At 36.1% G+C, this 19,409-nt stretch carries 14 protein-coding genes; 6 read left to right on the forward strand and 8 right to left on the reverse strand.

Annotation, left to right across the window (positions count from 1 at the left end):
- The coding region (locus tag CG11_RS04185) for a T9SS type A sorting domain-containing protein (protein ID WP_156039651.1) at positions 1 to 936 on the forward strand (936 nt) is incomplete at its 5' end.
- Positions 937 to 998: 62 nt separating this feature from the next.
- Here CG11_RS04185 and CG11_RS04190 read toward each other — a convergent pair.
- The 7 genes from CG11_RS04190 to CG11_RS04220 all read right to left on the reverse strand — a co-directional run bounded on the left by CG11_RS04190 (position 999) and on the right by CG11_RS04220 (position 8,370).
- On the reverse strand, positions 999 to 1,202 hold the full coding sequence (locus CG11_RS04190; RefSeq protein WP_052593462.1) for a hypothetical protein: 204 nt from the start codon (positions 1,200 to 1,202) through the stop codon (positions 999 to 1,001).
- A 394-nt stretch (positions 1,203 to 1,596) separates the two neighbouring features.
- Positions 1,597 to 3,468, reverse strand: coding sequence for a peptidase M61 (locus CG11_RS04195; protein ID WP_052593464.1), 1,872 nt, complete (start codon positions 3,466 to 3,468; stop codon positions 1,597 to 1,599).
- A gap of 453 nt (positions 3,469 to 3,921) precedes the next feature.
- Positions 3,922 to 4,866 (reverse strand): zinc ribbon domain-containing protein, encoded by a 945-nt coding sequence (locus tag CG11_RS04200; RefSeq protein WP_052593466.1) that lies wholly within the window; start codon positions 4,864 to 4,866, stop codon positions 3,922 to 3,924.
- A gap of 167 nt (positions 4,867 to 5,033) precedes the next feature.
- A complete protein-coding gene (locus CG11_RS04205) occupies positions 5,034 to 5,558 on the reverse strand; it encodes a hypothetical protein (protein WP_052593467.1) in 525 nt (174 codons plus the stop codon).
- Between the two features lie 29 nt (positions 5,559 to 5,587).
- The gene (locus tag CG11_RS04210) at positions 5,588 to 6,211 is read right to left on the reverse strand and encodes a hypothetical protein (protein ID WP_052593469.1); all 624 of its coding nucleotides are present in this window, start codon (positions 6,209 to 6,211) and stop codon (positions 5,588 to 5,590) included.
- 190 nt (positions 6,212 to 6,401) lie between these two features.
- On the reverse strand, positions 6,402 to 6,914 hold the full coding sequence (locus CG11_RS04215) for an asparaginase domain-containing protein (protein ID WP_231512758.1): 513 nt from the start codon (positions 6,912 to 6,914) through the stop codon (positions 6,402 to 6,404).
- An 88-nt stretch (positions 6,915 to 7,002) separates the two neighbouring features.
- A complete protein-coding gene (locus CG11_RS04220; protein WP_052593536.1) occupies positions 7,003 to 8,370 on the reverse strand; it encodes a short-chain fatty acid transporter in 1,368 nt (455 codons plus the stop codon).
- Positions 8,371 to 8,833: 463 nt separating this feature from the next.
- Here CG11_RS04220 and CG11_RS04225 point away from each other — a divergent pair, with 463 nt between their 5' ends.
- Positions 8,834 to 9,193: a DUF4377 domain-containing protein gene (locus tag CG11_RS04225; RefSeq protein ID WP_052593473.1), complete on the forward strand. Its 360-nt coding sequence runs from the start codon at positions 8,834 to 8,836 to the stop codon at positions 9,191 to 9,193.
- 117 nt (positions 9,194 to 9,310) lie between these two features.
- Here the strand turns inward: CG11_RS04225 and CG11_RS04230 are convergent, their stop codons facing one another.
- The gene (locus CG11_RS04230) at positions 9,311 to 10,396 is read right to left on the reverse strand and encodes a branched-chain amino acid aminotransferase (RefSeq protein ID WP_052593476.1); all 1,086 of its coding nucleotides are present in this window, start codon (positions 10,394 to 10,396) and stop codon (positions 9,311 to 9,313) included.
- A gap of 640 nt (positions 10,397 to 11,036) precedes the next feature.
- Here CG11_RS04230 and CG11_RS04235 point away from each other — a divergent pair.
- The 4 genes from CG11_RS04235 to CG11_RS04250 all read left to right on the forward strand — a co-directional run bounded on the left by CG11_RS04235 (position 11,037) and on the right by CG11_RS04250 (position 19,397).
- Positions 11,037 to 11,579, forward strand: coding sequence for an OmpH family outer membrane protein (locus CG11_RS04235; RefSeq protein WP_081909454.1), 543 nt, complete (start codon positions 11,037 to 11,039; stop codon positions 11,577 to 11,579).
- Positions 11,572 to 12,198, forward strand: coding sequence for a hypothetical protein (locus CG11_RS04240; RefSeq protein ID WP_052593480.1), 627 nt, complete (start codon positions 11,572 to 11,574; stop codon positions 12,196 to 12,198). The genes CG11_RS04235 and CG11_RS04240 overlap by 8 nt, the downstream gene beginning before the upstream one ends.
- Positions 12,199 to 12,232: 34 nt before the next feature.
- The gene (locus CG11_RS04245; protein WP_052593482.1) at positions 12,233 to 18,613 is read left to right on the forward strand and encodes a hypothetical protein; all 6,381 of its coding nucleotides are present in this window, start codon (positions 12,233 to 12,235) and stop codon (positions 18,611 to 18,613) included.
- A 73-nt stretch (positions 18,614 to 18,686) separates the two neighbouring features.
- Positions 18,687 to 19,397 carry a hypothetical protein gene (locus tag CG11_RS04250; protein WP_156039652.1) on the forward strand — a complete coding sequence of 237 codons (711 nt, stop codon included), beginning with the start codon at positions 18,687 to 18,689 and terminating at the stop codon, positions 19,395 to 19,397.
- Positions 19,398 to 19,409: the final 12 nt, after the last annotated feature.

Here is a 19,409-nt window from a genome sequence, read left to right on the forward strand (position 1 = left end):
AATGGTTGTAGTGCAACAGGGAACTTAACGATAACAGTAGATACCTTGCCAACGGTAATGGCAAGCAGCACAGACACAGTAGTGTGTTCAGGCGAGTCAATCACCTTAACAGGAATAGGAGCGGCAAGTTATGCATGGGATAATGGAGCAGTAGATGGAATCGCTTTTGTACCAAGTGCAACAACAACGTACAATGTAACAGGAACAGATGGTAATGGTTGTAGTGCAACAGGGAACTTAACGATAACAGTAGATACCTTACCAACAGTAATGGCAAGCAGCACAGACACAGTAGTATGTTCAGGTGAATCAATCACCTTAACAGGAATAGGAGCGGCAAGTTATGCATGGGATAATGGAGCAGTAGATGGAATTGCTTTTGTACCAAGCGCAACAACAACGTACAATGTAACAGGAACAGATGGTAATGGTTGTACAGCGAATACTCAGCTAACCATTCAAGTAACAAGTATTGATACAAGTCTAAACTTAGTTGGAAATACATTAATGGCAACGACAATGGCTGCGACATATCAATGGGTCAATTGTGATAATAATCAATGGATTAATGGTGCAACCAATTCAACCTTTACACCTGATTCTACAGGAAACTACGCCGTTATTATTACCAACAATAACTGTGTAGATACATCAAATTGTTACAATATTTTAGTTGTAGGGATGACAATGTTAAATAGTCCTATATTTGATTCAGTTAAGGTGTTTCCAAATCCTAATACAGGCACTTTTACCTTAGAATTTATAAATGCTAAATATGAGTCTAAGACGATTGAAATTATTAACTCGGTAGGGCAAATTGTTTATCAAACGACTACATCAAATGATAAAGAGCAGGTTCATTTGCATAATATAAGAAGTGGCTTGTATGTAATTTATATCAATGGTTTATATACTCAAAAAATAATTATTCAATAAAATCAGAAACGTTAAAATGTTTATAGAGGCTGCCCTTTTCAGACAGCCTCACTTAATTTTTCTTATGCCAAATAGCTTCTGAAGAACTTGTTTAAATTTTCACTAATTGGTTTAACGTGTTTGGATTTCCAATATAAATCAAAATGCTCTGTGTTCTCTGCAAAATGCATTTTTTTAGGTCCAAGTACTTTTTTGAAAAACTCCTTGCCATTTTCTACGGTGTAGGCTTCACTTCCCAAAGCCATAAAAACAGGGATATTCTCCATTAAATGAATTGATACTGGGACTTCTCTTATTAGGAAGTGCCAGCTACTCAAAATTGAGTAAAGTAATAAATTCCCGAGTAAAGCAAGCTTTAAACTTTAAACGGATACAAAGTAGTAATGTACCACTTTCTCAAGGTAAAATATACTATGGGGAAAGATGGGGCATTGAAGTGTTTTTCTCTGCGTGTATAAATTTAGAAAAGGCTACTAATTTAGGATTTACAGAATTATACGGTAATGAGGTAAACGAATTAAGAGATCAAAATTGTACGTAAAAGTAGAGGAATTGAAACAAAAAGCTCTAGTTTGTAAGAGCCTATAAAACATTGCAAAAAAAATCCCTTGTTGTGTTCAAACAACAAGGGATTTTTAGATTGAGAGCGAGAGCAATATTTTATTTAGACAACCAGCGTTTGCGCATTCTTAGTTGCTCGTCAGTTGGATTTTCTACCATTCTGAAAACGTGTTTTTTCATAGTGGGAATTTTAACAACTTCAATATTTTTTTCAATTTCTACTTCTTTTCCATTTTCGTCTTTACGAAGGATAACAATATTTAGATTATCACCTGCTTTGACACCACCCAAGAAGCCGAACAAAACAGCCGATGCTGTTTTTATAGTAAATGGTTTTCCATCCCATTTTAGGATAACATCATCTTTTTGTAGTCCAATGAATTCTTTTCCAAATTTATCCAATTTTTCGTGTTTGCGAATATAAAAACGATCTAGGGAATCTCTTCCAATAACGCCATTTTCAATTCCACCAAGAGGAGAAATTTCGTCCACAGTTGCTTCTTCTAGGTATTCGACACCAAATGGCTTTACAAAGACGTTATAATCAGGTGTTTCTGTTCCTTCGATATATTTTTCAAAGAAACTCTTTAGTTGTTTGAAGCCTGTAATTTCAATTATTTTTTGGAACAACTCTTCGTCTTTAAAAGGAGTGTCTTGACCATAAAAGCCAGACAAATCTCTTAGTAGCATTTGAATATCGTATTTACCTTTGGATAGTTTTAACAATTCCAAATCTAGACACATTGCTAGGATAGCTCCTTTATAATAAATATTCTGGTATTGCTTTGCATAAGGTTCTACCAAACAGTTTTTACTCATTTCTGTTAAAGACATCCCTTGTTTGAAGCGATTGGAGTTTTTCAACTTGTCACGTAAGGTTTTTAAGAATGCTTCGTCAGAAACTAAATCATACTTAGCTTGCATATGTTGAGCCATATATTCGATGACACCTTCATACAACCACAAATGTTTTGACATTTTAGGATCTACAAAGTCAAAGTTATGAATTTCTTCAGAGTGGATATACAAGGGAGTCACCATATGAAAAAACTCATGAGAAGCAATATCTACAATCATTTTTGAAATTTTTTCAGGCTTTTCTTCAATCAAACAGAAGAGAGAAGAACGTGCATGTTCTAGAGCACCCGCAGCACCTGAAGGATAACCAGTAGGAGATAAGTAGATGATAAATGAATAGCGATCTACTGGAAGAATATTTCCTAAATATTGATTTTGTGCTTCTAGCATTGGACGTACCTTTTCGGCAACATCTTTAGCCGTTACAAGTCCATTGGGAGAATAAACAGAAATTTGAATGTCTCCATACCCCAATTTGAAATTCACGGTATCTGGCACACAATACATGATAGGTGCATCTACCAATTCGTGATAATCTTGAGCTTTAAAAACGTCAGAGTCAAAATCACCACCGATACGTTTTAATGATGTTGTCGCATAAAAATTAGAAGGGCGATTGTACGTAACGACATAGGGTAATTTTTCCTTGCCTTCAAAAAAACCAAAACAACCATTAGCACTCAAAACATAATTTTTTAAAGCTTCAATATTGGTTCCGCTTGGTTCAAAAACAGCTTTGCGAATATCTGCATCCCAGCTATCTTGAATCAAGTAAGTGATTCTGTAGATCTTTTTACCAGCAATTTTCCATGTATTTTGATCAACTCTCTCTACTCCAAATTCACGACCTTTTTTATCAAAAGCTTTTAGGCTGCTTACAAACTGACCATAATCAGAAATCTCGTAAGTGCCAGGGATAATCTTAGGAAACTTAAATGTTAAATCCTTATCTGTTATTTCATTGGGAACAATAAGCTCAACTGATAATTGATCCTCTTGAACATTATTTAAATCAATGTTATATTGATACGCTTCTGTTTGTTCGGCTTGTTGCGCAATTAGCGCAGCATTTGAAATAAATAAAAACGATAGGAGTAATGCTAAAAACTTCATAGATTGAATTTTAAATTTTCGCAATCAGCTAATGAAAGATGTTTTAAAAATCATTGACGGGCTATTTTGCACCCTTAAAATATGTATTTATTTGAAGTGAGTTCTACTTAACAAAGATAATAAAAAAGTATGGATTTTAGCTTAGTAAGATTCGCAAACATGACAGAGTGTACAGAATATCAGACAATAGGACTAAAAAAACGGACGAAACGTATTCTTTTACAAAAAAGTTCCTTTGACACCTCTTTTAATTTTTTATAAAAAAACTTTCTTTTTCTTTTTCTTGAAAGAATTTTTAAGATTTTAATATTTGAAACAAACGTCAATAACCAATCAATAGCTAAGTTAAGAGACCTCACAGAAGGAAGCATACAATTAGTAGACCAATTTTAAAAAGACTGAAAAAAAGTAGAAAAAATAGGAGGATGGGCTAAGTAAAACGGGCTAAAAGATTTAATAGGAGAGGGTGCGCAATCGTGTTAGTAAACGATATATTTTATAATTGATACTAGGGTTGATATTTAAGTAAATATCATTAATCTCCACTCGATCTTTATAATAATTTAACTTTTGAATATCCAAATATTCAATTCGAGCTGATTTTTGAAAATAAGCTTTCCAGTAAATTGCCTTAGCCGTTAAAATACACCCCTCTTTGCCTGAACGAAGTAATGTGTGATCAATAAAAGCATACGGAATTTCCCCCGCTTCAGGACTAAAAAATGTTGAGCGAGCATTTTTAAGTTTTTTTAGAGGAATATCAATGGCATTACTATAAGCGATCAGTGCTTCTTCATCTAGGTACAAATAGGCATTGACCATTCTGTGCAAGTTAGTTGTTAGAAAGCTAGCTTCCTGATAATGCAGAATTTGTTTAGAAAGTTGGTGGGGCAGCAAGGGGTTGCAATATTCAATAAAGAAACGTTCCAACAATGCAGCAAATTGTTTTTCTACTTCGTGTTCAATGACCTTGAAGGCACTAATTCCTCGTTCCTCAAATATGTCTTCAAACTCTTGTGTCATTAGAATGGTTGCTTCTTCCAAATAATTTTGCTTGAAAGTGCTTTTTTCAAAAGTCTGGAGAAAAAGTGCTTCTTTTTCAGTGTTGTTTTCAGCTTCTAATGCCAAACTAATTGACACCCTAAATGCTTCTGAGAGTTGTGTTGGTAATGTTGGAATGTCGTTAAAATCTAAGCCATAAACAGGTGAGATATTAGGCTTAGGAGTATATTGAATGTTGATTGGCGTACCACATCTAGAACAAAACCTAGCACCTTTGGGATTAAGGTTGTTGCAGGCAAAACAAACAACACCATCTCCGTCTGCTTGTTTGCCACAATTATGACAAAATAAAGCATTAGGAAGCAGGGTAGTATTGCAACTTAGGCAGTTTTTCATAGTGTTATGATAATCCAATGTTGAGGTCAAGCAAAATGTAAGTACTAAAAATACTTGTTTTCTTGAAAAAATGGAATTTTTTAGAAAATACTTATTCCAGATAGCCACGAAATGTAAAAGTCAAAGCCTGACTGGTGTTTGTGGTGGCAGAATAAATAGTAGTAGTATTATGGCATTTGATGGAGTGCTTGTTCCAGCTCCTCTACACGTTTTTTTAGATGCAAGTCTTTGATAGGAAGGTTTTTGAGTTGTACCAGTTGCTCTCTTGATCTATTCCATTCTTTTCTCTCAAAAGCTACTCTAGCCAAATTATAAAGTAAAATGCCTTTCTCTTTGGTGTGCAAATAGCCTAACTCTAGGGCTGTGTTTGAATGCGTTGCGGCAGCATCTACATCTTGATGATGAGAAGCAATTAATGCATTGGCAAAGTGATAATAGGCTTGATACCTAGGACTTAGCCAATTAGGACGCTTGATGGAATTAATTAATTGTTCTGCCTGAGGTATGTTGCCTTTGCGTAAGGCAACCAAAATTCCTAACATAGGACCATGCCTAAAATGCCCCATCAAGAGAATAAAGGCAGTTGCCCAAAAAGCAAAAATTACATAGCTCCCTAGTTGCGCAAAGGGAGCTATAATACCGCAAATCAAAAACAGTACAATCAGTACCAATCTAAGTTTAGGAGAAATCATTGTTGCTAAGTTCGAATAGAATCAAAAAATTACCTTCTTTTATTACGTCCACGACGCATATAACTTTGATTCATCATAGAGCGTTGTGCTTTCTTTCCCATCATTTTTTTCTGTTCTGCATGCTTGCCTTGTAGCATCAAGCCAACCTCTTGTATGTTTTGTTTTACCAATTCTTGCGTAATATTCAGCTTCTTAGCTTTTTGGTACAACTCTTTTACTTTCATTCGGTTGTTTCTGCTACCATAGATGTTGATTAGTTGCAAATAAATCATTGCCTTAAAATCATCTTGCAAATCTAAGCCTAAAGCTATATTAGAAAGACGTTCTGCTTCTTTAAAATCTTTTCTTTGGAATGCCAAGGTACTTTTAATCCAGTAGTACATTCCGTGATAAGTAAATCGCAACCAACTTGGTTTGAAAGTATAGCTTAACAATTTTTCTGCTCCATCAAAGTCTTGTTGTTGCATTTTCATTGCTGCGGCATTGACCGTACCAATAAGCAAGTGTTTGGCAACCAAAATAATTACAATAAGAATAGGCAACCAAGATCCTGCAAAACCAGCCCAACTATGCAATCCTACAATTGCAATCAAAGAAACAATGAAGAGAATAAATTGGCGTTCTATGGTAAAAAATCGTAAAAAATTAATCATTGTATAGTATTGTATTATATATTCTAAGTGTCAGGTAGAGTATCTTTCTAAATTCTAAAAGCAACTTGTAGAAGCACTTATTCAATTGTTGGAAGACAAAATTTAGATGAACTCCAAAATAATTATCGCAAAGATAATGAAAAATATGAAGACTAAAGTACTTCTATCAAATCATACCAATAAAAGTCGCTTATTCTACGGCTTTAGTATGAACAAAATAACCCGTTTCTCTATTTTTGCGAACATCGTCCCAATTAAAACACTCTCCGTGCATGGCGATATAAATGCCAGGAGGCATACATTGAGCAAAAGCTAGGGCAGCCCCTAAATTGAAAAAACCATCCGAAGACATTCCAAATTTATAAGGAATCATAGCGCCCAATAAAACGATGGTTTTTCCTTCAATGCCAGCTTCAGCTAAGTACTTGGCTGTTTCTACCATAGTGTCGGTTCCATGCGTGATAATAATGTGTTCAAAGTTACAACGTTTGCAATTTTGGGCAATAATGGATCGATCATCTTCCGTCATTTCTAAGCTATCAATCATCATCAACGTTCGAACGGTAATGTCTAGAGTAGAACGACCTCTTTCAAAAATTTCTGGTAAATGAGTGTCTTTGAAATAAAGTTCTCCTTTGATCATGTTGTATTCTTTGTCAAAAGTGCCGCCTGTTACTAAGGCTAGAATTTTCTTTTTCATCATAATTGTTGTTAATCGTCCGCTAAATATTTGACAACCATGTTGAGCCAAAATGTTTGTAGAGGACTCTTGTATTGTGTGAATGTTAAAATTAGAACAAAATTAAAATTGAACAGAATATAACGACTCCTATTAGTAATAAAAATACCGTGTAAGGAAGAATTTCTTTTGCTTTTAAACCTGTAATGCCCAACAGTGGAAGCGCCCAAAAAGGCTGTAACATATTGGTAATCTGATCGCCATAACAAAGCGCCATAATACTTTTTTCAATTGGAACATGCAATTGTTGAGAAGCTTCGATTAGGATGGGGCCCTGTACCAACCATTGCCCACCACCGCTTGGAACAAATATGTTTACTAGTCCTGCCGAAAAAAATGTAAAAATGGGGAAGGTAGTTGTGGTAGAAACTTCGGTAAATGCGTTTGAAAAAACATCTACCAAACCAGAACCAATCATAATGCCCATGATACCTGCATAAAAAGGAAATTGAATCATAATACCCGCAGAACCTCCAATACCTTCACTTACTGCTTGATTGAATTTGAAAAAACTACCATGCAATAAAATGGCAAACCCAAATAACATAAAAATAATATAGTTGGGGTTGATAAAACTAAAACTCCAGTCAAATCCTTGTCCTTGTGTTAATGGGGCAATTAGAACTTTATAAAAACCAATAAAAACGATAATCAGCCCTAAAGCAGTAGAAAGAATGGGAGAATAGTCTAGCCGTTCTGCGCCAGTAAGTGAAGTTTCATTAGTTGATGTCGAAGATGAAGATGTTTCAGTTAGGTGTAGAGGTGTACTTTTAACCCGTTTCCCCATCCAATACATAGCTAAAGGAAGAATGGTAAGCAATAGAATCATACATACCAAGTTCATTGTCGAAAAGATGGTATCGCTAAAAGGAATTAATCCAATTTGTGCAACGAATTTGTGACCTTCTTCGGCAACTTTTAGAGGGGCTGAACCAGATAAACCGCCATGCCAGACCATTAAACCCGCATAACCTGCTGCCCCAATAAGTGGATAGTTAATGGAAATATTATGTTGAGAGGCGTGTTCGCCTACTTTTCGGGCAAAGATAGCTCCTAAAATGAGTGCTAATCCCCAATTCAAAAAAGCGACTAAAATACTGATAAAAGTTACAATAAAAGCTGCTCGTGCGGTTGTCGTACAATGCCTAACTAAGCTATTAATCAGTTTGTTGGCAGGGCGTGTTAATGCTAATACGTGTCCCAATACCAAAATTAGCATCATTTGCATCGCAAATTTTAAGAAATCAAAAAAGCCTGCTTCCCAATAAAAAAGAATTTCAAGTAGATGCCATTGGTTGGTTTTTGATTCTGTTAATAACAAGGCTAAAATAACCGTGAAGGCGGTTAATAGAATTGCTATTGTAAATGGAGAAGGTAAAACACGTTGTGCGGTACGAACAAATTTGTCTGCAAAACTCATAACTCTATTACTTTTAAAGTATTTTGGCATGCTTTCAAAGAAGCTTTTTTGTGCTGCAAAAGTCACTATTTTAAGTCATTTTTTATAAAAAAGAGGAAACAGTTTTATAAAAAATCTTGTTAGCCTCAATTTAGATTTAGGACTCAGTTGCTACTGTAAATGTTAAAATATAATCCCTCGCTTGCCTAAACTAAGTTCGTTTCGTTTTTCCAGCAATAGGAGTGAGATACCAAAACACTGGTTTTAATAGTCTCTGATTAACATTACTCCGTTGAAAAATCGTATTAGTTTGATTATCAGTAAGATGTACTTTTGTTGGCTTTTGTGCTAAAAGACTGATAATCAAACTAATGCAAGATGCTTTTTTACGTTTTTACTTCGTGAGCCTACGGGTTCGTAGAAAAACTAAAAAATCAACGGAGTATTAATTAATGGAATTTATAAAAAATAAAAAAATTAGATTATGAGCATGAAGCAAATGCCTATGTATGTGTTGATGTTATGGAGTATACTTTTGATATCTTGCCAAAAAACGTCTGAGAATTTTAACAATGAAATTCCTGAAGGAACTAACTTTAGAGTAAATTATTACACAGAAGATTGTGTGGGAGAGGCGGTTCAAACCTGTTTGTTAGTTCAACAAGGAAGCTTGATTGGTAGTAACAATTGGGAATATTTTTACAGTGAAATAGATGGATTTACCTACGAAGAGGGGTATGTTTATAATCTTAATGTAAAACAAACGGCTATTGCTAATCCACCCATGGATGGTTCTAGTATAACGTACACCTTGGTAGAGGTATTGTCGAAAGAAGAACGATAATAAAAAATGTCTTAGCAGCTCTAGGTTGCTAAGACATTGCTTTGAAAGTACTTAGAAATTGGCTTTATTTTAGACAATTTCTTGACTTATTTCGTATACTCTTTGGATAACAGATATTTATACTTTTTCTAAAATAGTAGAAACAGCAGGAGTTACCCAATCGTGGTTTTCTTCAACTGTATTTTCTTTGATATCTGTTAGTTTTTCTTTGATCATTGGACCAATCTTGCGATCTTCTATAGCTGGCAAGTCATAAACAACATCTTGATAAGAAATATCAGCAACATGAGAAACAACAGCAGCTGTTCCACTACCAAACATTTCTTTTAGTTCGCCAGTTTTATGTGCTTCAATCAATTCATCAATGCTAATAGGACGAACTTCTACTTTGATGCCCATTTCTTTTAACAAAGTAATGATGCTGTCACGAGTTACTCCATCTAGAATTGAATCTGTTGTTGGAGGAGTTAATACTGTGTCACCAATTACGGCAAAGATGTTCATCGTACCACATTCTTGCAAGTATTTAAACTCTAATCCATCTAACCATAAAATTTGATCAAAACCTTCTTCTTTAGCAATTTCAGCAGGTTTAAGTGTAGCGGCATAGTTACCAGCTGCTTTAGCAAAACCAACTCCACCAGGAAATGCACGAACATATTTTTGAGCAACTAAGATACGTACAGGTTTTGGATAGTAAGGCCCTACAGGACCTGTGAAAACAATAAATTTATAGTTTGTTGAAGCACGTACTCCTAGAGATTCATCTGAAGCAAAAATAAATGGACGAATGTACAAGGCACTACCAGCAGATTGAGGAATCCAATTTTTGTCAATAACTGTCAAAGAATTAACTGCCTCTAAGAATAATTCTTCAGGAACAGCAGGCATTCTCAAACGTTCGCTTGATTTGTTGAAACGCTGTGCGTGTTTTTTGGCGCGAAATAAAACAGGTTCGCCTGTTTGAGTGCTAATATTAGCTTTCATTCCTTCAAATACCGACTGCCCATAGTGCAAAGCCATCATGGAAGGGGCAAAGGAGATATCACCATAAGGAACAAGTTGACAATTTTGCCACTCGCCATCTATATAATCGGCCACAAACATGTGATCAGAGAATGTTTTGCCAAAGGGGAGGTTTTCAATATCTAAGCCTTCTCTTCTAGACTTTTCGACCAACTGCACTTTTACTGGGTATTTCATAAGATACTAATATTATGTATTATAAAATATATATTCACACAAAATGAAAAGTGTTAACTAATATTATGTATATAGTTTTATCTCATTTTGATTTTCTTTCAAAAATACTAAAAATTTTGCATTATTCAAAATAACAAAATTTTTGTTTATGAATAAGGTAAAGTTGTTCTGTTATTTAGAATAAAATTTTGTAGATGCTTTGAATTGATGCAAAAGAATTATATTTTGTTATAAATAAACAAAGTGGAATTATATTCGGTTCTGAGAGTTGCGTTTTTTTTATAAAAAAAATGATTTTGCAATGGAGCTTTAACAAGCTTATGCGGGATTGTTTATTGGTTTAGGTGTTTAAAAATGGGCGTTATAGGCGGAGAAATGATAAAGTTCTTTGGGAATAATTTTTGTCAACTTTGTAACTTAGTAATTCTCCATTAAGCCTCCAAGTTAGATCGTTTTTTATAAAAAGTCCTTTTTTGAAAAAACGTTCGTTAACTGAAATATACATTTCATTGGTTGAAAATTACATTTCGTCAAGTCTCCTCTACCTTTCAAATTTTACCTTTGAATTAAAAGTATAATTGGGGTATCTTTGTGATAAGATTTAAATAAACTCAATTTAATAAAACCAAATTTATAACTCATGAAATTATCTACAGTATTGCAAATACTATTTGCAATAACTATAACATCATGGATGTTATGGTTAACTATTGGAAGTGCAACTCAACCTAAAGTTGCCTATGTTCACTCAGAATATCTTTTTGAAAAGTATCTAGGAACAATAGAATCATACAAGACATTAGAAGCCAAAAATCAACAATGGGGGACTAATTTGGATTCTCTATCCAAATCTTACCGAGCAACATTTGCTAGTTACGAGACCAAGCAAGAAGCACTAGACGAAAAAGAAAAAGAGGCACTAGGGTACAAACTCCGTCAACAAGAAGCCGCCTTCAATAATTATCATCAATCGGTAGAAAAGATGAAATTAGAGGAAGACCAAAAATTGACGCAAGCGGTCATTAAACAGATGGATGCTTATTTAAAAGAGTATGCTCTAGAGAATGGTTACGATCTGATTATTGGAGCAGGAGGGACGAGTAGCTTGGTCTATGGAGGTGAAAATTATGATGTAACTGAAAGTGCTTTAACCTTCATAAATAAAAAATATCGTGGTGAATAAACAACTAGGTGCCATGGCATTGCTATTTGTGACGTGTTGTCTTTTGGGATGCCATCAGTCCATCAATAACCTAAAGGAGTACTATCAGTATCTCAATACACCAAGTAATGGTTTGATAAAATTGAAAAGTATCGGTTCGATGGCATTTAGTATGAAATATTTGCCTTCAGATCTATATCTGTATAAGACCATGATGGATTCTCCTAATCTATCAATAGACAGTCTAAAAAAGGAATACGACTCTAGTCTTAATTTTATCCTCAAGATAGCGCCTTCCGAAGAATCAGATGCTCAATTTGATGTAATGACAGAGACAGTTAGCTCTCTGGCTGAATTTCAGGAACAAACGCTTACGGTCAACTTTGATCTGCAAAAATTTATTTACTTAAAGCTTGGCGACCAAAAAATTAAACCTGTTTTAGTAGAGGCAGAAAATGTCTATGGTTTGACCAAACACCGTTTGATCAATATTGTTTTTGCCAAGGATGAATTCGAGGAACTTTGGAACCGTGAAGACAAAATTGATTTGGTCTTTAACGATGAGATTTATAATACAGGGAAACATCATTTTCTTTTTGATAAAAGTGATTTTCTGAGCATACCCAAATTAGAATATTAAATAGAATTAAACCAAATACCTAATCAACTAAATTATGATCCAGCAAACAAGAGCTTTCAAACAGAAAGTTGCTTTCACCCTTGTCTTGTTCATGGTTTTTGAAGTTACTTATCCTACGGCGGCATTAGCACTAACAGGAGGACCTCAACAACCTGAATTTGAGAAATTTACTCCCGTAGCAACAACCGATATGGTCAATTCACTGACGGGTGATTTTCAATACAACCTACCCGTACTCAATATTCCTGGAGCGGACGGGGGAGGTTATGCGCTTTCTTTGTCTTATAATGCCAACCCTTCCATGGATTCCGAAGCATCGTGGGTTGGCGCTAATTGGACACTAAACCCTGGGGCTTTGATACGAAGCAAAAGCGGCTTGCCAGACGATTACAAAGGAAAAGTCAAAGAGTATAATGTGATTAAACCAAGTTTTTCGTTCTCTCGTACTCAGGGAGGTTCGGTAAGTGTTGGTTTTGGAGAGGACAATGCTAACAGTATAGGGGTGTCTTCAAACATAACTCATACTTGGAATAATTACTCTGGTTATGGAGATTCTAAATACATTGGTCTTTCAACCAATATTCCTATCGACTTGTCGGTAGGAGTTACCTTTGGAGGAAGGGACGCTACTTTTTCGGCGAATGTAACGATTGGACCCAAGCTAGAAGCCTTTACAAAACAAGCTAAAGACAACTTAAAAGATGTTAAAGGAGCTGGTGCTTGGGGAAAAAGAACCTTGTTGAATATAGCGGAATCGAATGAATTAAGATTGAATGTGGGAACATCTGGTCAATTTGGAATTTTTGGACAAGTAAATAGTTCTGTTGCGGCTTCTGTAAAGCCTCATCGAGCAATGAGTTATACGTTTGGAGGTACGGCACAGGCACTTCTAGGACCCGTTACGGCTGCTTATAATAGAAGCGAAACAGCCACCTTGCAGGTCAATAAACCAGTAGTCGATTACCATGCCTATGGGTATATGTATAACCCTAATCATGGTACGCATGATTACCATGCTCGACAAGCGACACCAGAACACGTTATGAGTGATTATGGAATAGAAAAAAATTCTAACTTCTCTGCTCGTGATAATATCATAGGGATTGTTCATAATAATGCTGATCAATTTAATGCGATTGGTGAGGGTATTTCAGGTTCTTATAGAATGCATCACAAAAAAGTGGGGCATTATTATTCAGATTGGGCTGCTGACGGTCGATCTAGAAATGTTTCTGTCGTTCCTAATATTACAGGTGGTGCTGGTTTTGTGTTGTCTGAAGGAGCAACAGGAGTTGGTTTTAAGATTGGTGCTAATTTCCAGTTTGAAAATAGAACAAAAACAGAGTCAAGAATGTGGTTGGTTCGCCCCAATTCTTGGGGAATGGGAACCAATGTGGATGCTAAGCAATTTGAAGACCCCAGTGCTCCAACCGAATTGCCCTTTTTTAAGGCTAAGAATGATGTTGGGGGAGCTTTGCTTTATGTACATCCAGATCGATTGGATGATGCCGTGAGGGAGTATCGTGGTGGTTTTATGGGTACGATAGCAACTTCTGATAATTATGGTAATCCTGTGGTTGATGGTGATTTAATTTCGTTTGAGCGACCACATGTGAGTCAGTTTATTGAGGATTCAAAGCATGCTGGTAGCGATTATTACAAAGGCGGTTCAGGAAATATGGAATACGTTTTGAATTCGGACTTAGTAGGAACGCATCCTAGTTATGATGACATTAGCCCAACAAAGGCCTTTGATAAACATCAACGAGTTTTACAATACTTAGATTCTGATCCATTTACCAACACCGCACCAGTCTTGGGAAATGGTTCTGTCGCCAATTCAGAATTGTCAGAGCATATTGCCCAAATAAAAGTTTGGAACCCAAACGGGGTTAAATACACCTATGGATTACCTGTTTATGTTCGAGATGAAGCCAATTTCACTTATGGAATCGACTTAAATGCTTCGTCTATTGGGAATGAATATGGTTGTTCTGCACAAAGACCTACCAAGCTAGAAAATAACAATATTGTGTATCCAATGGTGAGCGAAGGTTCGACAGGAGACTCAGAAAGAAATCTTAAAATCAAGCAAGGGCAACAATTAGAAGAATGGTATGCCAACTCCTACTTGATGACTCAAATTACAACGCCTGATTATGTTGATTTGACAGGGGATGGGGCAACAGAAGATGACTTTGGAGGATATACTCGTTTTGATTATCGACGTTGGGTTAAAAATAAAGATCATAGTGGAGACCATATGAACAATTGGTACCGATTTAGAGCACCTTATACAGGATTGAAATACAATCCTGGAGAGCATGCCAAGAAGAGTGATGACATTGGTTCGGTGTCGCATGGTTATCGAGAAATGTATTATTTAAACGGAATAGAGACAAAGTCTCATGTGGCTATCTTTATTACCAACAAATCAGATGGTTTAGAAGATTTTAAGCAGTTTGGGATTGAAAGTGCCGATTTTAATGGTTCTGGCGATACTCGTAATGATGGTTTAGGACAAGTTATGGAAACACCGAATACTGAACCACTGGGGTTTGGTCCTTCAGATGTGAACCGTTCTAGTGTGCCTAGCTATGGTTGTTATCCTGGTGCTAACTATACCAGAAATGGTTATGCCTTGAATAGCAAAGATGCCAAAGACCTTTTTCAAGATGTAGAAAAATTAGAAAAAATTGTTCTTTTTGCTAAGAGTGATTTGACAAAACCATTGGTGACTACTTGTTTGGAGTACGATTACTCAGCATGGGAGAATATTCCTAACAATAGCCAAACACAAGCTTGTAACCCAGGGAATGGTAGCAACAAAGGGAAATTAACCCTTAAAAAAGTTTGGTTTGAATATGAGGGTGTCAGAAAACATAAGGTAAGCCCTTATGAATTTGAATACGAATATGCTAAGGTGAAAGGAAGCAATCCATCTATTGCTCAGGAGGTTTTAAATCGTTATCCAGCGATTTTTGATCCTGCGCAAGGAGGAGACTGGCCAACAGCAGGCGCGACAAGTTTGGCGGAAACACCTTATTATAACCAACATGCAATCGACAGATGGGGAAATTTAGCGTATGATGGCGAACAACGTCGATTTGACTATAAACATTGGCTCTATCAAGGAGTTTATGACAATACACAGGGCTATGATCCCGCTGCTTGGATGTTGAAGCAAATAAAATTGCCTTCTGGTGGTGAGATTCATATTCAATACGAAGAAAAAACGTACCAAAAAGTACAAGACAAACAGGCTTTGGCAATGGTGAGTTTGTTAGATGGTATTTCTGTAGATGATAGCAACGATGGAACCAAGAACAAATTCTACTTAAATTTAGAAGATTTAGGGATGGAGGGCAATACCCCTAAGAAGGAAGAATTGGTGCGATTGATCAAAGATTTGTACATGCAAGATTCGGATCCTTTGTCTGTCGATTATGGCTTTAAATTAAAAACCAAAGCAGGGAAAAAGGACGATCGAATTTATTTCAAGTTTAAATATGAGTTGGAAGAAGGCTCGGCAGAAGAATATATTTCAGGTTATGGAGTTGTTAGAGAAGTTGGGATTGATAATAACAACGATAAAGTATACTTGTCGATAGGAAATGCTTTGGACAAACCTAATTTTGTAGATCGAAAGGATATACCTCGCCAGTTGTGTTACGACCACATTACAGCGAATAATTATGGCAACTATGATTTTGATTATGCTGGTGCAGCCTATGACTTTTTACCTTCTGAAGCCAATTCTCATTCAAGGTATGATAATTTTAAAGCAGAGGTAGAGGGTACTGGGAATCCTATTTATACTTATGGTAATCATGTAGATGATGCTGGGTTTACGTCCATGCAAACGGACTTTACAACAAAAGAGTATCCCGACTATGCAGCCAATAGCACTTGTAAATCGATTAACTATGCCCATTCATTTATAAGAGTTCCTATGGTTACACCTAAAAGAGGAGGAGGGGTTCGTGTTAAACGAGTGTTGATGTACGATGATGGGATGGAATCGGGCGATGCTCAGTTGTTTGGAATGGAGTATGACTATGTGAAGGAAGATGGTACTTGTAGCGGTGTGGCAACGAATGAACCTGGTGAAGGGAGAGAGGAAAATGCCTTGATTTATTATGAAAAGCGCAAAGATACCAATCCTTTTCTCAAGATATTTGCAGGTGAAGATCGCAAAGAGGGTGAAATGCCTTATGGTGAGTTTTTGTTGCCTCCGCCATCTGTCAATTATAGTAGGGTGGTTGTGTCTAGTATTTACAAAGGCACTCAACAAAACGAAGGGTTTTCGGTAAAAGAGTATTTTACGACAGAAGACTATCCGACCAATATGCGTTTTGATGACCCTAAATTTGGAATTTTGGAAGGCTTTAAGAGCGTTCAAAAAACAGAATTGGGAAGTGGTTTCCCTTCTATTGAAGATGTTCGTTTGAATTATCGTAGAGAATCCTTTTTGCCACTAAGTTTGGGCTTGTTTAATTACAATAGACATTTCCGTTGGATGACCCAAGCTTTTATGTTCATTCAGACCGATATGAATGGAAAGGTTAAATCAGAACAAACTTATGCTGGTGTTTATAATCGGGATTATTTTGCAAACCCTACAGCAGCTACGGATACAGATATTAGTTTGACTTCTAAGACGACTTATGAGTACATTGAACCAGGTGAAAAAGCAAAAATTTTAACGCACAATGGTTCAAGCTATGAGTTGCAAGAACAGCACTTAGGAGTAGAAGACGATGTGACGATGGCCGCCCAAGCTGTTTATGAAGAATCCTTTAGTTCGGGCATGAATTTGAGTTTTTTAATTGCTTATTTTGGTGGAATCAGTGTTTCTCCTAGTCTTGGATTAAATTTCTCCTTTGGAGAACGAGGGATGGCAAGGCATATGACAACTCGAATCTTAAGTTTCCCCTCTGTGCTAAAGTCGATAACGACTGAAATGAACAAATCCATTTCTAAAGTGGAACATTTGGCTTATTCTGATTTGACGGGAACGCCAATTTTGACCAAAACTACGGATGGCTACGATCGAAATGTAGTTGTAGGACCAACGGGCGTTCAAGAGCACGATGGCTCAATTTACAAATGGAATATCCCTGCTGCTTGGTTTTATAATGAGATGGGGAAAAAATCAGTTGATCCGAATAATACAAACCAGTTAATGGCGACTGTTGGGTCGGTAACATCTTATGGTGCTGATGGAAATCCTATTGCCTCGAATATTAATACTTGGGCAACTAATCCTACAGGTGTTCTATCTGCTTCCGCAGTAACTTTGAGCAAAACGGATGCAAATGCAGCCAAGTGGTTCGATGAAACGGCAGGAAGTCAAGATCCTTTGATTCTAGAATATGCTCCAAGTGCTAGCAACCCGCATTTAGTTGCCGAGCAATTAAATAAGTTGTATCGAGTGTTTGAAACTTATGTTTATGATCCAACCACAGGGGCTTCTTCAGCCAATGACAATGGAACAAACAATTGGGGGCAAGCGAATCAAAAAACATATAAGAGTGGTATCAACGACCATTTTACAATGTTTGACTGGACGGGATCGAACCCTGATTGGACTGCTGTTACAAGAGTCAACAAATATTCGCCCAATGGTTATTCTTTAGAGGAGTTGGACTTGATTGCAGAGGTACCAAGTGCCGCGAAGTATGGCTATAAGAAGTACCTAAGTACCGCCATTGCTCAAAATGCTACTTATAATACGATTGGTTTTGAAAGTTTTGAGGATGAAAAGTTTGCTAATGCGACAACGCCTCATCCAAGCTTAGTTAATGGTGGTCATGCAGGAAAATATGCCCTAACGTTAACGAATACTCCCATTACTATTATTGATAATTTAAAGGTAAATAATAGAGTGACAAATCCTGATTTAGGGAATGGGTTAATGGTCAGACTTTGGGCTAGAAACGAACTAGTGGGGAGTGCCAATAGAATTAAATTTTCAGGAGCGAAACACATCGATGTTAAATTGACTAGTGGTGGCACTACGTTTTCTCCCAATGCAGGGGAAAAAGTTATAGCTCAAGTAGGAGAATGGTTGTTGTTAGAATATGTATTTGAACCAGCCAACTTATCGGCTTCGAATAATATTTACGAGCTAAAAATGAATGTAACAGGTTCTGATGCGAATGGCAATACATTGACGACATTGACAATTGATGATGTTAGAATTCAACCCATTAATTCGGAAATGACGACCCATGTTTATGATAACAAGTCCTTTAAGTTAATTGCTACTTTTGGTTCAGAACATTTTGGTGCTTTTTATCAATACAATGGCGAAGGAGATTTGATTAGAACTTTAATCGAAACAGAAAGAGGAATGAAAACAATTCAAGAAAATCAAGGAAATAGTCCTTTGACACATCAACCTCTTAAGTAGAAATATAAATAGTACAAGTGCTAAATGCTTGTACTATTTATTCCTTTGTTTAATCGAGAATAAATTATATATCATGAAAATAATAAGCTCAATGTTTTGGTGGGGCGTTTGTTTTCTTTTGCTAGGCAATCATACTACTCAAGCACAAGAAAATTTGCTAGAATTGACTCGAAAAGTAACGCAAACAACCAGCATAACCAATACGAACAATAATGTCCATTTGAAGTATGTTCAAACTTCTACGACAAGAGACCGAATGGATATCCCTCAAACGACAGAGGTTGAAATAAAAAAAAGTGGTAATAAGCAAGTGATGTTGTCAGAACCAATGGAGGTTTATATGGACGACAAAGAAGCTTATGTTGTTTATAAAGAGGCAAAGAAAATCTTTAAGATGAAAGATATTCAAGCTGTAAAAGAACAAATGAGTAGTGCCGATATGTCTAAAGCGATGGAGATGCTTTGGGAAACGGCAAAAATTACAGAAATAACGCCCCAACATTATAAGAATTCAAGGATTCTTAAAGTAATTCCGTCTTCGAAAATGCAAGAAGTGAGTAAGGTGGCACGTGTTGATATTATTTTTGAACGAAGTTCTCAACAACTACAAAAAGTAGTTCTATTTATGGAAGAGAAATCTTATCTCAAAAAAATTGAATTCAAATATTTAATTATAGATCAACACGAACCTGTACAGATTTTTAATTCTGCAAAATCAAAAATCTATGATGCCAGTCAAAAACTATTAAAAAAATACCAAGGTTATACCATCCAAGAAGTCTAATTAAAACTAAAA

It is taken from the genome of Aureispira sp. CCB-QB1, assembly GCF_000724545.1.
Lineage (GTDB): Bacteria > Bacteroidota > Bacteroidia > Chitinophagales > Saprospiraceae > Aureispira.

Excerpts from the sequence above, each read along its gene's own strand:
- CG11_RS04190 (WP_052593462.1), bottom strand. The coding sequence starts at position 1,202 with ATGGAGAATATCCCTGTTTTTATGGCTTTGGGAAGTGAAGCCTACACC.
- CG11_RS04195 (WP_052593464.1), bottom strand. The coding sequence starts at position 3,468 with ATGAAGTTTTTAGCATTACTCCTATCGTTTTTATTTATTTCAAATGCT.
- CG11_RS04200 (WP_052593466.1), bottom strand. The coding sequence starts at position 4,866 with ATGAAAAACTGCCTAAGTTGCAATACTACCCTGCTTCCTAATGCTTTA.
- CG11_RS04205 (WP_052593467.1), bottom strand. The coding sequence starts at position 5,558 with ATGATTTCTCCTAAACTTAGATTGGTACTGATTGTACTGTTTTTGATT.
- CG11_RS04210 (WP_052593469.1), bottom strand. The coding sequence starts at position 6,211 with ATGATTAATTTTTTACGATTTTTTACCATAGAACGCCAATTTATTCTC.
- CG11_RS04215 (WP_231512758.1), bottom strand. The coding sequence starts at position 6,914 with ATGATGAAAAAGAAAATTCTAGCCTTAGTAACAGGCGGCACTTTTGAC.
- CG11_RS04220 (WP_052593536.1), bottom strand. The coding sequence starts at position 8,370 with ATGAGTTTTGCAGACAAATTTGTTCGTACCGCACAACGTGTTTTACCT.
- CG11_RS04225 (WP_052593473.1), top strand. The coding sequence starts at position 8,834 with ATGAGCATGAAGCAAATGCCTATGTATGTGTTGATGTTATGGAGTATA.
- CG11_RS04230 (WP_052593476.1), bottom strand. The coding sequence starts at position 10,396 with ATGAAATACCCAGTAAAAGTGCAGTTGGTCGAAAAGTCTAGAAGAGAA.
- CG11_RS04235 (WP_081909454.1), top strand. The coding sequence starts at position 11,037 with ATGAAATTATCTACAGTATTGCAAATACTATTTGCAATAACTATAACA.
- CG11_RS04245 (WP_052593482.1), top strand. The coding sequence starts at position 12,233 with ATGATCCAGCAAACAAGAGCTTTCAAACAGAAAGTTGCTTTCACCCTT.
- CG11_RS04250 (WP_156039652.1), top strand. The coding sequence starts at position 18,687 with ATGAAAATAATAAGCTCAATGTTTTGGTGGGGCGTTTGTTTTCTTTTG.